The following is a 14081-nucleotide window of genomic DNA, read 5'->3' as shown; positions in this document are numbered from 1 at the left end:
ACCCAAACGCCGTCAAAAGTGCCGGTAATCCTAAAAGTTTACCGGCCTGGTTGTTAAACAGCGCTTAACTCAGTTCCTGCCAGTTGCCCTGGCCTTGCCAGGAATCATCTTGCTTAAGCCTTTCCTGGGCGATATAAAGCGCCGCAATCGAACGCCCTTCATGAAAATCATCCCGGCCCAGCAGCTCACCCAGCTGATCCAGCGGATGCAGTTTGACTTCCAGGGGTTCCGGTTCGTCGCCTTCCAGCTTGCAAGGGTAGAGATCCCTGGCCAGGACCACCTGCATTTTGTGGCCCATGTAATTGGGAGCCAGAGACAGTTGTGTCAGGGGTTCCAGTTGGCGGGCACCATAGCCGGTTTCTTCCATCAGCTCGCGATTGGCGGCCACCAACAGATCCTCACCGGCTTCCACCAACCCTTTGGGTAAAGCCAGAACATAGTCATGCATACCCCCGGCATATTCCTGGATCAGGACTACTTCCCCCTGATCAGTGAGGGCAACCACCATGACAGCCCCGAGCCCCTGGCTGACCAGCCGCTCATAATGGCGCTGAACCCCATTGGCAAATTCCAGGTGCATCTCTTCCACCTTGAAGAGGCGGCTTTGCGCCACGATTTTCCGCTGCAGAATACTGGGTCGAACCGGCATGGGAGCCACTCCTCGGTTGTTATCGATCAAAAGGTGATATGGGTTCTGGTCGAACTCAACTTCAGCTACAATCCAGTTAATTATCAACCCTATCCCACCGACCCACAAGGCCGAGCATGATCAATTGGAGTTGCATCGACACAGTTTTGCTGGACATGGATGGCACCCTGCTGGATTTGCACTTTGACAGCCACTTCTGGCTGGAGCATCTGCCGCGTCGCTATGCCGAACTGCATAAGCTGGACCCGGAAGCTGTAAAGGCTGATCTGGTTCCCAAAATCCTGGCCGAAAAGGGACAGCTCAACTGGTACAGCCTGGATTACTGGACTGACCGCCTGGGTGTGGACATTGTTGCTTTAAAACATGAAATCCAGCATCTGATTGGTTTTCGAGCTGATGCCGTGGATTTTCTCACCTGGTTACAGGAAGCTCATCCACGGGTGATACTGGCCACCAATGCCGACCGTAAAAGCCTGGAATTGAAGCTCGGCCTCACCGGTCTGGATGACTACCTGGATGCCATCGTCAGCTCGGCAGATGTCGGCATCCCCAAGGAAGAGCAGGGCTACTGGGAAGCCTTGATGAAAATCGAACCCTTTGATCCGGCCCGCACCCTGTTAATCGACGACAATGAAGAGGTGCTCGCCTCGGCCAAGCGCTACGGCATTGCCGAATTGATTACCATCACCCAGCCGGATAGCCAAACCCCGATTCGCCAGATGACCGAATTTCCGGCAGTAACCCGCTTTGCCGAACTGCAACCTGTTAACAAACCACCCTTATCACCGGCATCATGAACAAGAAAAGCGCTGCATCTTCACAGGAGGTCCGTCTGGATAAATGGCTCTGGGCGGCCCGTTTTTTCAAAACCCGCAACCTGGCCAAAACCGCCATTGAAAACGGCAAGGTTGAATATGACGGCCAACGCCCCAAAGTCAGCCGTCTGGTCGAAGTGGGTGCCCGCCTGAAAATTGCTCAGGGCTGGGATCGCAAGGAGATTGAAGTCCTGGCGTTATCGAATCAGCGCGGCCCGGCCAGTGAAGCCCAGAAACTCTACCAGGAAACCCAGGCCAGTCAGGACAAAAGAGCAGCGGAAGCGGAAAAGCGTCGCCTGGCCGGCGCTGCCACCCTGGCGCCTCAACAGCGTCCGGACAAGAAATCTCGCAGACAACTTCAGCGCTTTAAACGGCAGGATATTGAATGACTACTCAAGACAAGGCCCCGACCCAGGATCAGGTACAACGCTTTCTGTTTGACCAGACCGCCGTGCGCGGCGAACTCGTGCACCTGCAAAGCACCTTCCAGGAAGTGTTGGATCGGCATGATTATCCCCAGGCTGTGGAAACCCAACTGGGTCAACTGCTGGCCGCCGCTGCACTACTGACAGCCACCGTTAAGCTGGAAGGCACCCTGAGCCTGGAAGTACGCGGCAAGGGGCCGGTTACTCTGATGATGGCCGAATGCAATACCGGCCGCCAGGGTGGCGATCAGTTGCGGGCCATTGCCCGTTATGAAGGCGAGCCGCAAGCAGAGGGCTTGCAAGCGCTTATGGGCGAAGGTCAACTGGTGATCACCCTAGATCCGGCCCAAGGCAAACGCTATCAGGGCATAGTGGCGTTGGATTCCGATCGGCTCTCCAACTGCCTGGAAAGCTATTTTGCCAACTCCGAACAACTGCCCACCCATATCTGGCTGGAGGCTGATCAGCAACAGGCAGCCGGTTTACTGATTCAACAGCTCCCGGATGATCACAATAATCAGGACCCGGATGCCTGGAATCGCATTACCCAACTGGCAGCAACCGTGAAGGCAGAAGAACTCCTGGAGCTGCCTGCTGAAGAGCTTCTGCACCGCCTCTACCATGAGGAAACCCTGCGGCTTTTCCCGGCCCACCCCTTGGCTTTTGGCTGTACCTGTTCGCGTGAACGCACCGGTGAAGCCCTAGCCAGCCTGGGTGAAGAGCAACTGCAGGAAATCCTTGAGGAAGAAGGCAAGGTGGAAACTCAGTGCCATTTCTGCAATACCCGCTACACTTTTGGCAAAGAAGACTTGTCGGAAATCTTCGGGCAACCCGGTGCCAAAAACCTGCCGGATGGCCACCAACTGCACTAACAAAACCTGGCTGCCCTGACAGGGGCAGCCTTTTCCAAGAGCTGGAACGCCAAAAAAACAGTTGTGCAGGCAGGCCTGAAAAAACCTCGCTAAAAACACTCTGTAGTCACTATTGAACACTTTCTGACCAGAAGTGGAATAATTATTATTTATAGGCTGCAACCAACTGTTTTTAAACGATTTTATTTATGTAATGGGCCTACACTGGCTTTTGGTCACTTTTTGACTGAGCGCAAGTCTTCGCCCTGAAAGGTTTTTTTGACATAATAGCGCCCTCTTTTTTCGGGCGACTAAGATAAAAAGGCCACCCTTGACTAATGACCAACATTAACGAGAGCGCTGTGAAAACTCATACCAACCTAAGCAATGCCCAACTGATCGAACTTGCCATTCAACGTGGCGAAGGCCACCTTGCCAACAACGGAGCCTTGGTTGTCAATACTGGTCAACGCACCGGGCGCTCACCGTTGGATCGTTTTATTGTCGATGAGCCTTCCACTTCCACACAAATTGAATGGGGCGCCATTAACCGTCCTTTCAGTGCCGAAAAGTTCTCCGCGCTCTGGGATCGTGTTGATAGCTTCCTGAAAGAAAGCGATCACTTTGTTTCCGAACTTCATGTTGGTTCCGATCCCGAACACTACCTGCCTGTACGTGTCACCACAGGTACTGCCTGGCACAATCTGTTTGGTCGCACCCTGTTTATCCGCCCTGACAGCTTCAACCCTTCCGCCAAGGAAGAGTGGACCATTCTCAATGCACCTGATTTTGAGTGTGATCCTTCCCGCGACGGCACCAACTCCGATGGCTGTGTCATCATCAACTTTGCCGAGCGTCGCGTTCTGATCGCCGGTATGCGTTATGCCGGGGAAATGAAAAAAGCCATGTTCTCCGTGCAGAACTTCCTGCTGCCGGATGCCGATGTACTGCCCATGCACTGCTCGGCCAATGTTGGCGAAGACGGCGAAACCACCCTCTTCTTTGGTCTGTCCGGTACGGGCAAAACCACCCTGTCCGCCGATCCATCCCGCTACCTGATTGGTGATGACGAGCACGGTTGGGGTGTGGGCACTGTCTTCAACATCGAAGGCGGCTGCTACGCCAAGTGTATCGACCTGTCACAAAAGAACGAACCCATCATCTGGGATGCCATTCGTTTTGGTTCCGTACTGGAAAACGTGGTACTGGACGAGCTGCGCGAGCCGGATTATGCCGATGACAGCCTGACCCAGAACTCCCGCGCAGCCTACCCGCTGGAGCACGTGGAAAAACGCGTTATGGAAAACCGCGCAGGTGAACCCAATGCCATTATCTTCCTGACTTGTGACATGAGCGGTGTTCTGCCTCCCGTTTCTATTCTGTCCAAGGAAGCGGCTGCCTATCACTTCCTGTCCGGTTACACCGCCAAGGTGGGCTCTACAGAAATGGGCTCCACTTCCGGTCTGGAAGCCACCTTCTCGACCTGTTTCGGTGCGCCTTTCTTCCCGCGTCCTGCGCGTGAGTATGCCGATCTGCTGATCAAACGTATCGAAGCCTTTGATTCCAAGGTTTACCTGGTTAACACCGGCTGGACCGGTGGTGCCTACGGCCAGGGCGGTAACCGCTTCAGCATTCCTACAACCCGTGCCATCGTTAATGCGGTACAAAACGGTGCCCTGGCTGATAGCGAAACTGAAACCCTGCGCACCCTGAACCTGCAGATTCCTACGCACGTTCCCGGTGTTGATGCCAGCCTGCTGAACCCCAGAGAAACCTGGGAAGATAAAGATGCCTATGATCGTCAGGCCAAAGAGCTGGCTTCCAGCTTTATCGAGAATTTCCGTAAATTCTCCGGTGTGGACGAGGCCATCATCCAGGCAGGCCCAACGCTGAGCGAATAATTCGCCTGCGTGAAGAATAAGCCTGCAACCTCTTGAGGTCTGCAGGCTTTTTTATGCCTGTCTACTACAAAAACCTTGAATAAAAACACAGTAGTCACTCGACACCCGCCCCTGCTTCAGGGCAAACTAGTGCGCTTTCCACTAGCCTCGGTGTAATCAGGATAAGTCAGATGAGCCAATACAACGCCAGTGCCATTGAAGTTTTAACCGGCCTTGATCCCGTGCGTAAACGCCCGGGCATGTACACCGACACCTCTCGTCCCAACCACTTGGCTCAGGAAGTCATCGATAACAGTGTGGACGAGGCCCTGGCCGGTCACGCCAGCGAGATTACCGTTACCCTGCATGAAGATAACAGTCTTAGCGTGCAGGATAACGGCCGCGGCATGCCCACGGACCCTCACCCTGAATACGGTGTTTCCGGTGTGGAACTCATCCTCACCCGCCTGCATGCCGGGGGCAAGTTTTCCAACAAGAACTATGAATTTTCCGGCGGTCTACACGGCGTGGGTGTCTCGGTCGTCAATGCCCTGTCCCACAAGCTGGAAGTCACCGTCTGGCGTCAGGGGCAGGTGCAACGCATCACCTTTGCCGATGGCGAAAAGGCCTCGGAACTGGAGATCATTGGCAGTTGTGGCAAAAAGAATACCGGCACCTGTCTGCGTTACTGGATCGATGAAAGCTATTTTGATAGCCCGCGCTATGCCCTGGGCCGTCTCAGGCACCTGCTACGGGCCAAGGCCGTACTCTGTCCGGGCCTGAAAATCCGCTTTATCAACGAGCAGGAAAAGGATGCCGAAACCGGCCTGGTCAGTGAAGACGAATGGTATTTTGAAGACGGTCTCAGGGATTACCTGACGCTAAGCTGCAAGGATTGGGAAACCCTGCCCGAACAACCCTTCAGCGGTGAGTTCAGTGCCCAGCATGAGGCCGTAGACTGGGCCATCTTCTGGTTGCCCGAAGGCGGTGAACTCATCCAGGAAAGCTACGTTAACCTGATTCCCACCCCCCAGGGCGGCACTCATGTTAACGGCCTGCGCTCCGGCCTGCTGGATGCCCTGAAAGAATTCTGCGAGTACCGCAACCTGCTGCCACGCGGAGTGCGTCTGGCTCCGGAAGATCTCTGGCAGGACTGTGCTTTTGTACTCTCTCTAAAGATGCAGGACCCCCAGTTTGCCGGTCAAACCAAGGAACGCCTGTCATCACGCCAGAGCGCTGCTTTTATCAGTGGCGTGATCAAGGATGCCTTTTCTCTGTGGCTTAACCAGCACACCCTGGATGCCGAGCGTCTGGCCGAACTGGTACTCAGCCGTGCCAATAGACGCCTGCGTGCGGCCAAGAAAGTAGTACGTAAAAAAGTCACCCAGGGACCGGCCCTGCCCGGCAAACTGGCCGACTGTACCGGCACGGATATCGCCCGCAGTGAACTCTTTCTGGTGGAAGGGGATTCGGCAGGCGGCTCGGCCAAACAGGCCCGAGACCGAACCTATCAGGCCATCATGCCGCTGCGAGGTAAAATCCTGAATACCTGGGAAGTGGACTCCTCGCAGATCCTCGCCTCCCAGGAGGTTCACGACATTGCCGTGGCGCTGGGCATTGACCCCGGCTCCGATGATCTCAAGGGCCTGAGATACAACAAGATCTGTATTCTGGCTGATGCTGACTCGGATGGCCTGCACATCGCCACCCTGCTCTGCGCGCTCTTCCTGCGTCATTTCCCGGCGCTGGTTGACCAGGGCCATGTCTTTGTTGCCATGCCCCCGCTGTATCGCATCGACTGTGGCAAGGAAGTCTTCTATGCCCTGGATGAAGGGGAAAAAGAAGCGGTGCTGGACCGCCTCAGTGGTCGCAAGGCCAAGATCAATACCCAACGCTTCAAGGGTCTGGGTGAAATGAACCCTCAGCAGCTGCGTGAAACCACCATGGCTCCGGAGACCCGCCGCCTGGTGCAGCTCTATCGCGAGGAAGGCGATCAAGTCAGCGAACTGCTGGATATGCTCCTGGCCAAAAAACGCTCTTCTGATCGTAAAAGCTGGCTGGAATCCAAGGGTAATCTTGCGGAAGTAAATTGATTCCGGGGTCATTTCACACGCAGCAGGGCTGGGGTGTTTAAGCACAACCGCTTAGCCAGCCCTTTCAGCCAAGCAATAAAAAAGCCGATCCTGGGATCGGCTTTTTTAGTAAAGGCATCTTTTAGTGAGAAGAAAGACTATCCTGCTTTTCTTCTTCAGCTTCATGACCTGCTTCTTCATGACGCTTTTTCTTGCCCGGCTTGATATTGCGCCCTTTAATGATTTTCACGGGCAGGGTGGAATGCGCCTTGATAATACCGCGTTTACCCTGGGGGGCTTGCTCGGTACGGGTGGTCTCACCGCTTTCATTGCTGTCCGGATAGCTGCTGCGATCAATATCATTGCCCATTAAGAAATCGGCAATGGCGTACATATCCGAGCGCGAGATTTTGAAGGTGTCCAGACCACCGTACATCTGGAATTCGCGCTTCTTGTAAGCACTGAAGGTCCGGTTGATGCTCTGGGTCAGGGCTTCGGCAAAAATAATGCTGGAATTGTTAATGCCCGTTCCCACGATAGCGCTCTTGGGGGCCTGAATAAACAGGGTATCTATGGGCATGTTCTCAAAGGTTTTCTGGCTTCCCTTGGAGCGCGTCAAGAGTTGATCGATGTTCTCAGTCATCATCTGGCGCAGGTTGCGACTGACATATTTGAACATCTCAATGGGGTTCTGCATGGCCACTTCCCGGCCCCGAATACTGCGACTCCATTCCCCACGGTAGTTGATTTCGATCTTGCCATGAATAGCCCGACTGTTGATCAGCGTCATGCCATAGCTATGCAGAACGACATGATCGACATTGACCGTCCGACCTTCGTCATAGGGCACACGAATATCATTTAATACGACAACATCTTCATTGCTTTTAAAAGCATTACGAAGACGGGTTGCCGCATCGGCACAAGTCTCTTCCGACTTGGGGTCGGCATCGGGACGGTGGATATAATCTTTCAAAATCATCGCATGTCTCCCTGACACTCGGGGAAGCTCAGTCATTAGGCTAAAGCTGATTATAGCGGCTGCCTGATGGGGGGGATAGCCTTGTCTACACAAGGAAACAAAGTTGGCTGGTGAATAATGAGGATTTATCCAGTAAGCTATGCAGGTTTTTTTCAAGATCAGCCGTGACCTCAAAATAAAAGGCCAGCCCGATGAGCAGCTATAACGAATTTGTGGATGATAATTTTGAACGCCAGAGCCTGAGCCAGTACACCGAAAAGGCCTATCTCGATTATTCCATGTACGTGATTCTGGATCGTGCCCTGCCTCATATCGGGGATGGCATGAAGCCGGTTCAGCGGCGCATCATCTATGCCATGAGTGAGCTGGGCCTGAATGCCACGGCCAAATACAAGAAATCAGCGCGTACTGTCGGTGATGTTCTGGGTAAATTCCACCCTCACGGCGACTCGGCCTGTTACGAAGCCATGGTGCTCATGGCCCAGGATTTCAGTTACCGCTATCCACTGGTGGATGGCCAGGGTAACTGGGGTAGCCCGGATGACCCTAAATCCTTTGCTGCCATGCGTTATACCGAATCGCGCCTGGCACGCTTTTCCGAACTCCTGCTCAAGGAGCTGGGCCAAGGCACCGTTGATTGGGTTCCCAATTTTGACGGCACCATGCTGGAGCCGGAAGTACTTCCCGCTCGCCTGCCCCATCTGCTACTCAATGGTGGCAGTGGTATTGCCGTGGGTATGGCCACGGACATTCCGCCGCATAATGCTCGCGAGGTAGCCGCAGCCTGTGTGCATCTGCTGGAAAATCCCGAAGCCACTGTGCCCCAGCTGATGCAGTTCGTGAAGGGGCCGGATTTCCCCACCGGGGCACAAATCATCACCCCGAAAGAAGAACTGGAAAAAATCTATACCAGCGGCCGAGGCTCGATTAAAAGCCGCGCCACCTGGACAGTCGAAGACGGTGAAATCATTATTCAGGCCCTGCCTTATCAGGTATCACCCAGCAAGATACTCGAACAGATCGCTGCCCAGATGCAGGCCAAAAAGCTGCCCCTGCTAGCGGACCTGCGCGATGAATCCGACCATGAAAACGCTGTTCGCCTGGTCCTGGTGCCCCGTTCCAAACGCGTGGATATGGATGCGCTGATGGCCCATCTGTTTGCCACCACGGATCTGGAAAAAAACCAGCGCGCCAACTTCAATGTCATCGGTCTGGATGGCCGCCCCCAGGTTAAACCACTAAACACCCTCCTGGGCGAATGGCTAAGTTTTCGCCGCAGCACCGTGGTCAAGCGTCTGCAAAACCGTCTCAAGAAGGTGGAAGATCGCCTGCATCTGCTGGCCGGCCTTTTGATTGCCTACCTTAATATCGATGAAGTCATCCGCATTATCCGCGAAGAAGATCACCCCAAGCAGGAACTCATCCGCGCCTTCGGACTGTCGGATCGCCAGGCCGATGCCATCCTCGATCTGAAGCTGCGTAATCTGGCCCGTCTGGAAGAAGAAAAAATCCGCGGGGAAGAAAACGAGCTGGAAAAAGAACGCAAGAAATTGACTCAACTGCTGGGTAGTGACAGCCAACTGCGCCAGCTACTCAAGGACGAACTGGAAAAGGATGCCGAAGACTTTGGCGATGATCGCCGCTCGGCACTCGTGGAAAGTATCCAGGAAGCCCGCGCCTTCTCGGAGACCGAACTGGTTGGTGCTGATCCGGTGACGGTCGTGCTTTCACAAAAAGGCTGGATTCGCGCGGCCAAGGGGCATGATATCAACCCCGAGGGCCTCAACTATAAAAGTGGTGATAGCTTCTTCCTGGCGGCCGAAGGCAAGACCAACCAGCAGGCCATTTTGCTGGATGATTCCGGCCGCAGCTATAGTTTACCCGCTCACAGCCTGCCCTCGGCCAGAGGCCAGGGTGAACCCTTGACCAGCCGACTGAACCCGCCAGCCGGTGCCGAATTCCGGGGGCTGCTGATCGGTCAGGAAGAAGAACAGGTGCTGGTGGCCTCGGATGCCGGTTACGGCTTTATCACCACCCTGGGTGATATGGCCAGCAAAAACAAAGCGGGCAAGGCGCTGATTAATCCGCCCAAGGGCACGGAAGTTCTGCCGCCGCAAAAACTGCCAGGCTGTGAAGAAGGCCAAAACCTCTATCTGGCTGCGCTTTCCAACGAGGGTCGCCTGCTGGTTTACCCCGTGACCGAGCTGCCACAGCTGAGCAAGGGTAAAGGCAACAAGATTCTGGATATCCCGGCCCGCCGGGCAGCCAATCGCGAGGAAAGAGTGATCGCTCTAGCCCTGCTACCCGAAGGAGCCACCCTCAGAGTTCTGGCCGGTCAGCGCAAGCTCAAGCTCAAACCGGCTGATCTGGAGCACTACCTGGGCGAACGCGGACGTCGGGGCAACAAGCTGCCGCGTGGCTTTCAGAAGGTCGACCGCCTGGAAGTTGAAGAATAAGGGTGAGAGCGTCCCTGCCTGCATCCATACCAGGCAGGGGCGTAGACCATCAGACTTTCAGATTGACGTTATGGCCACTGCGCCCCTGGGGTTCAGGCACAGCCTCCAGTAGCGACAGAAGGGTATTGCTCTGCTGCTCCCTGACTTTCTTGACCAAACCCACCTGGGCTTCCAGACGACTGGTGGCCACTTCCTGCTGGGCCACCGCCTGAACCACCAACTCCGGGCTAACTCCGGATATATCCATTACGACTCCCAAAATTCTTGCGGACCGGTTACAAATAAAAAAGGGAGGCGCTCAGCCTCCCCTGATCCAGGCTGTTCAATCAGACGTGAACATCCAGATTCATGCCCTTTTGGCCTTCCGGCTGAGGCACCGCATTAATCAAATCGGCAATCGTCTTACTAGGCTGCTCCTGGGCATCCTTGAGCAGACTGACCTGGGCTTCCGTTCGACTTTGACCTTCGTTTTGCTTCATGGCGGCCTGCGCCATCACAGAACTAGCACCTGAAATATCCATAAGGTCTCCTTTGAGAGAAAATTAGTCTTGCCAGTCCAATACTAGCAAGAGTCTTGGGATTATGCCAATACATTACATATTTATGCTGTCACTCGGCGGTTACTGCCACTCACCTTTCTCTGTATAATCCTTGGGATCAACGAACCGATTTCAAACGAGCTATAGAGACCAGCCCATGCTGCTGATGATCGATAATTTCGACAGCTTTACCTTTAATGTTGTCCAATACCTGGCAGAGCTGGGAGCCGATGTTCGCGTCGAACGCAACAATGCCCTGACCCTGGAACAGATCGAAACCCTCAATCCCAGTCACCTGGTCATTTCCCCCGGCCCCTGCACCCCCAACGAAGCCGGTATTTCTCTTCAGGCGATTGAACATTTTGCTGGCAAGCTGCCTATCCTGGGCGTCTGCCTGGGGCACCAGGCCATCGGTCAGGTATTCGGAGCAGAAGTTGTCCGTGCTCCCCAGGTGATGCATGGCAAAACCTCCTGGGTGGATCATCAACAGCAGGGCGTTTTCAAGGGGCTGGATCAGCCTCTTTCCGTAACCCGCTATCATTCACTGGTTGTGGATGAAGCCAGCCTGCCCTCCTGCCTGGAGGTCACGGCCCGCGTCAGTCAGGACGACCCCACCCCCGGCCTGATCATGGGCATCAAACACAAAACCCTGCCCATTGAGGGGGTCCAGTTTCATCCCGAGTCCATCCTCTCCCAGCAGGGGCATGAACTTTTGAAGAATTTCCTGGAATACTAAAACTGAATTAAGGTCAGGGATAAAGCGGCGGGCGGTCCGCCACCCGTTACCCTGCCAGAGAGAGGAAATAGCATGGATATGAAAGGTGCCCTCGATGCCATCACCCGCAACCAGGATCTAACCCTGGAAGAAATGCGTGAGGTGATGCAACTGATCATGACCGGCGAAGCCACCCAGGCCCAGATGGGCGGCTTTTTGGTCGGCCTGCGAATGAAAGTCGAAACCGTGGATGAAATCACGGCTGCGGCTCAGGTAATGCGCAGTCTGGCTACCCCGGTCAAAATCAACTCGGATCGGCTGGTGGATATCGTCGGCACCGGCGGTGATGGCGCCGACCTTTTTAATGTTTCCACCTGCACCAGTTTTGTCGTTGCTGCAGCCGGTGGTCAGGTTGCCAAGCATGGCAATCGTTCGGTTTCCTCTTCCAGCGGTAGTGCCGATCTTCTGGAAGCAGCGGGTGTCAATCTGGATATCAGTCCTGAAGCGGTAGCGCGTTGTGTTGAAGAACTGGGTGTGGGCTTCATGTTTGCTCCTGCGCATCACAGTGCCATGAAGCATGCGGTCGGCCCCCGCAAGGAAATGGGCGTGAGAACCATCTTTAATATCCTCGGCCCCCTGACCAACCCCGCTTCTGCCCAATACCAGCTTTTAGGTGTCTATACACCGGAACTGGTGCGCCCTCTGGCCGAAGTTTTGGATCAACTGGGTCTTCAGCATGCTCTGGTAGTCAGTGCCGAGGACGGTCTGGATGAGGTGTCCATTGCTGCGCCCACCCGGGTTGCTGAATGCCGCAATGGCGAGATTCTGGAATACACTATTCAGCCCGAAGACCTGGGACTGGATCGCTACCCACTGGATAGCCTCAAGGTCAAAACGGCTCAAGAATCCCTGGAAAAGGTTCGCCAGGTGTTGAATAACGAGCAGGGGCCAGCTCTCAACATGGTACTCATGAATGCCGGTGCCGCCCTTTACGCGGCTGATATTGCCGATTCCATTATCGAAGGCGTTGCACTCGCCCAGGATGCCCTGGCTTCCGGCCAGGCAGCAGAAAAACTCAAAGCCCTGGTCAATTTCACCCAGGCTTTGAAATAAACAGGTTGCTTGCATGAAAACAGACACCCCGACCATTTTAAAAAAAATCGTTGCCCGTAAATACGAAGAAGTCGCTGAACGCCAGCACCAGGTCTCGCTGGAAAAACTACGTGAACAGGCGCTTCAGGCTTCTGCTCCCCGGGGTTTCAGTCAGGCCTTGTGGAATCGGGCCAACCAGGGCCAGCCCGCCATCATTGCAGAAATCAAAAAGGCTTCTCCCAGCAAGGGAGTGCTACGCGAGGATTTTATTCCTGCTGAAATAGCCCAGCGCTACCAGGAAGCCGGTGCGGCCTGTCTGTCCGTACTTACAGATCGGGATTTTTTCCAGGGCCATGAAGACTACCTGCAAGCAGCGCGAGCAGCCTGTGAGCTGCCGGTGATCCGCAAGGATTTTATCGTGGACCCCTATCAGGTCTATGAAGCCCGGGCCATTGGTGCCGATTGTATTCTGCTGATTGCCGCCTGTCTGGATGACCAGCAACTGGCGGAACTCAACCTGCTGGCCCAGGAATTAGGCATGGATGTGCTGATTGAGGTTCACGACCGTGAAGAACTGCATCGCGCCCTGAAGCTGCCCAACCGTCTGCTGGGCATCAACAACCGCAATCTGCATACCTTTGAAGTCAGCCTGGAACACACCTGGGAGCTGCTCTCGGAAATCCCTGACGATCGCCTGGTGATTACCGAAAGCGGAATTCTCAATCAGGAAGATGTAAAAGCCATGCAGGCCAAATCGGTCAATGCTTTTCTGGTGGGAGAAGCCTTTATGCGTGCCGAAGATCCGGGCCAGGCCCTGCATCAACTCTTTTTCAGTGAGCCGCTCCCGGCTCACTAATCCCGAGAGAGTCCATCACAGCAATCAGCTGGAAGTCTCGGGGGTATAGACTGGTCTTAAACTAGGGTCACGGATGACCAGGGTTTTGCCTTCGGCATCCACCAGCCCCCTTTCTTCCAGGTCCTTGAGAACACGACCGGACATTTCCCGTGAGCAGCCTACCAGCTGGGCGATTTCCTGACGGGTAATCTTGACCTGCATGCCTTCGGGATGCGTCATGGCATCGGGTTGCTTGGCCAATTCCAGCAAGATCCGGGCGATGCGGCCGGTAACATCCAGAAAAGCCAGGTCGCCAACTTTTTCGGTTGTGGCTCGCAGACGTACGGCCAGTTGATTCCCCAAAAGAAACCAGAGGCACTGGTGTTCACCGGCCAGCTGGGCAAAACGCTGGTAGCTCATTTCCGCCACTTCACAGTCGGATTTAGCCCTGACCCAGGCACTGCGGCGGCTGATTTCATCAAACAGACCCAACTCGCCAAAGAAATCGCCCTGGTTGAGGTAGGAAACGATCATTTCGCGACCCTGTTCATCCTCGATATAGACCGCCACACTGCCCTTGATGAGGTAGTAAACCGAATGTGCATCTTCACCGGCGTGAATCACCAGAGAGCGCTTGTTGTAGCGTCTGTTGTGAGCCTGTTCGAGATAAATGCGTAATGCCTTTGCCTGCTCCTCTGACTGAGGCTGTGCCATGCCTGACTCCTGGTAATACCCTGTTAACAAGAATCCCATTAGAACACCAAGAGTGA

Annotated in this window: 14 protein-coding genes; 9 read left to right on the top strand and 5 right to left on the bottom strand. The window is 54.6% G+C overall.

The features are described 5' to 3' along the window. Window positions 1–64 precede the first annotated feature (64 nt). Window positions 65–649, bottom strand: coding sequence for an ADP compounds hydrolase NudE (gene nudE, locus DFK18_RS06840; protein ID WP_114417478.1), 585 nt, complete (start codon window positions 647–649; stop codon window positions 65–67). Window positions 650–765: 116 nt separating this feature from the next. Here nudE and yrfG point away from each other — a divergent pair, with 116 nt between their 5' ends. The 5 genes from yrfG (at window position 766) to parE (ending at window position 6713) form a co-directional block, all read left to right on the top strand. After that, entirely contained in the window at window positions 766–1446 is a 681-nt protein-coding gene (gene yrfG / locus DFK18_RS06835; RefSeq protein WP_114417477.1) for a GMP/IMP nucleotidase, read from the top strand. Further along, window positions 1443–1853, top strand: a complete 411-nt coding sequence (locus tag DFK18_RS06830) for an RNA-binding S4 domain-containing protein (RefSeq protein WP_114417476.1) — start codon at window positions 1443–1445, stop codon at window positions 1851–1853. The genes yrfG and DFK18_RS06830 overlap by 4 nt, the downstream gene beginning before the upstream one ends. Further along, on the top strand, window positions 1850–2761 hold the full coding sequence (gene hslO, locus DFK18_RS06825) for an Hsp33 family molecular chaperone HslO (protein ID WP_114417475.1): 912 nt from the start codon (window positions 1850–1852) through the stop codon (window positions 2759–2761). Before DFK18_RS06830 ends, hslO begins: the two co-directional genes overlap by 4 nt. Window positions 2762–3078: 317 nt before the next feature. Beyond that, window positions 3079–4641, top strand: a complete 1563-nt coding sequence (locus DFK18_RS06820; protein ID WP_114417474.1) for a phosphoenolpyruvate carboxykinase — start codon at window positions 3079–3081, stop codon at window positions 4639–4641. Window positions 4642–4811: 170 nt separating this feature from the next. Then, window positions 4812–6713: a DNA topoisomerase IV subunit B gene (gene parE, locus DFK18_RS06815; protein ID WP_114417473.1), complete on the top strand. Its 1902-nt coding sequence runs from the start codon at window positions 4812–4814 to the stop codon at window positions 6711–6713. A 121-nt stretch (window positions 6714–6834) separates the two neighbouring features. Here the strand turns inward: parE and DFK18_RS06810 are convergent, their stop codons facing one another. Beyond that, window positions 6835–7674 (bottom strand): nuclease-related domain-containing protein, encoded by an 840-nt coding sequence (locus tag DFK18_RS06810; protein ID WP_162299715.1) that lies wholly within the window; start codon window positions 7672–7674, stop codon window positions 6835–6837. A 191-nt stretch (window positions 7675–7865) separates the two neighbouring features. Here DFK18_RS06810 and parC point away from each other — a divergent pair, with 191 nt between their 5' ends. Continuing rightward, on the top strand, window positions 7866–10130 hold the full coding sequence (gene parC / locus DFK18_RS06805) for a DNA topoisomerase IV subunit A (RefSeq protein ID WP_114417471.1): 2265 nt from the start codon (window positions 7866–7868) through the stop codon (window positions 10128–10130). A gap of 49 nt (window positions 10131–10179) precedes the next feature. Here parC and DFK18_RS06800 read toward each other — a convergent pair whose 3' ends face one another. Together DFK18_RS06800 and DFK18_RS06795 are read right to left on the bottom strand one after the other, a co-directional pair. Next, window positions 10180–10377, bottom strand: a complete 198-nt coding sequence (locus DFK18_RS06800) for a hypothetical protein (RefSeq protein ID WP_114417470.1) — start codon at window positions 10375–10377, stop codon at window positions 10180–10182. A gap of 79 nt (window positions 10378–10456) precedes the next feature. Beyond that, window positions 10457–10651, bottom strand: a complete 195-nt coding sequence (locus tag DFK18_RS06795) for a hypothetical protein (protein ID WP_114417469.1) — start codon at window positions 10649–10651, stop codon at window positions 10457–10459. 175 nt (window positions 10652–10826) lie between these two features. Between DFK18_RS06795 and DFK18_RS06790 the strand changes: the two genes are divergently transcribed. From DFK18_RS06790 to trpC, 3 genes are all read left to right on the top strand, one after another. Continuing rightward, complete coding sequence (locus tag DFK18_RS06790; RefSeq protein ID WP_114417468.1) at window positions 10827–11405, top strand: anthranilate synthase component II; 579 nt, start codon at window positions 10827–10829, stop codon at window positions 11403–11405. A 72-nt stretch (window positions 11406–11477) separates the two neighbouring features. Further along, entirely contained in the window at window positions 11478–12497 is a 1020-nt protein-coding gene (gene trpD, locus DFK18_RS06785) for an anthranilate phosphoribosyltransferase (protein ID WP_114417467.1), read from the top strand. Between the two features lie 13 nt (window positions 12498–12510). Beyond that, window positions 12511–13332 carry an indole-3-glycerol phosphate synthase TrpC gene (trpC, locus tag DFK18_RS06780; RefSeq protein WP_114417466.1) on the top strand — a complete coding sequence of 274 codons (822 nt, stop codon included), beginning with the start codon at window positions 12511–12513 and terminating at the stop codon, window positions 13330–13332. Between the two features lie 24 nt (window positions 13333–13356). Here trpC and crp read toward each other — a convergent pair whose 3' ends face one another. Then, window positions 13357–14025 carry a cAMP-activated global transcriptional regulator CRP gene (gene crp / locus DFK18_RS06775; protein ID WP_114417465.1) on the bottom strand — a complete coding sequence of 223 codons (669 nt, stop codon included), beginning with the start codon at window positions 14023–14025 and terminating at the stop codon, window positions 13357–13359. Between the last annotated feature and the right edge of the window lie 56 nt (window positions 14026–14081).

Origin of the sequence: Marinospirillum perlucidum, from assembly GCF_003336805.1 — a bacterium.
Lineage (GTDB): Bacteria > Pseudomonadota > Gammaproteobacteria > Pseudomonadales > Halomonadaceae > Marinospirillum > Marinospirillum perlucidum.
The sequence above is the reverse complement of the archived record's forward strand: the minus strand, read 5'-3'. Positions and strand labels throughout refer to the sequence as shown.

Excerpts from the sequence above, each read along its gene's own strand:
- nudE (WP_114417478.1), bottom strand. The coding sequence starts at position 649 with ATGCCGGTTCGACCCAGTATTCTGCAGCGGAAAATCGTGGCGCAAAGC.
- yrfG (WP_114417477.1), top strand. The coding sequence starts at position 766 with ATGATCAATTGGAGTTGCATCGACACAGTTTTGCTGGACATGGATGGC.
- DFK18_RS06830 (WP_114417476.1), top strand. The coding sequence starts at position 1,443 with ATGAACAAGAAAAGCGCTGCATCTTCACAGGAGGTCCGTCTGGATAAA.
- hslO (WP_114417475.1), top strand. The coding sequence starts at position 1,850 with ATGACTACTCAAGACAAGGCCCCGACCCAGGATCAGGTACAACGCTTT.
- DFK18_RS06820 (WP_114417474.1), top strand. The coding sequence starts at position 3,079 with ATGACCAACATTAACGAGAGCGCTGTGAAAACTCATACCAACCTAAGC.
- parE (WP_114417473.1), top strand. The coding sequence starts at position 4,812 with ATGAGCCAATACAACGCCAGTGCCATTGAAGTTTTAACCGGCCTTGAT.
- DFK18_RS06810 (WP_162299715.1), bottom strand. The coding sequence starts at position 7,674 with ATGATTTTGAAAGATTATATCCACCGTCCCGATGCCGACCCCAAGTCG.
- parC (WP_114417471.1), top strand. The coding sequence starts at position 7,866 with ATGAGCAGCTATAACGAATTTGTGGATGATAATTTTGAACGCCAGAGC.
- DFK18_RS06800 (WP_114417470.1), bottom strand. The coding sequence starts at position 10,377 with ATGGATATATCCGGAGTTAGCCCGGAGTTGGTGGTTCAGGCGGTGGCC.
- DFK18_RS06795 (WP_114417469.1), bottom strand. The coding sequence starts at position 10,651 with ATGGATATTTCAGGTGCTAGTTCTGTGATGGCGCAGGCCGCCATGAAG.
- DFK18_RS06790 (WP_114417468.1), top strand. The coding sequence starts at position 10,827 with ATGCTGCTGATGATCGATAATTTCGACAGCTTTACCTTTAATGTTGTC.
- trpD (WP_114417467.1), top strand. The coding sequence starts at position 11,478 with ATGGATATGAAAGGTGCCCTCGATGCCATCACCCGCAACCAGGATCTA.
- trpC (WP_114417466.1), top strand. The coding sequence starts at position 12,511 with ATGAAAACAGACACCCCGACCATTTTAAAAAAAATCGTTGCCCGTAAA.
- crp (WP_114417465.1), bottom strand. The coding sequence starts at position 14,025 with ATGGCACAGCCTCAGTCAGAGGAGCAGGCAAAGGCATTACGCATTTAT.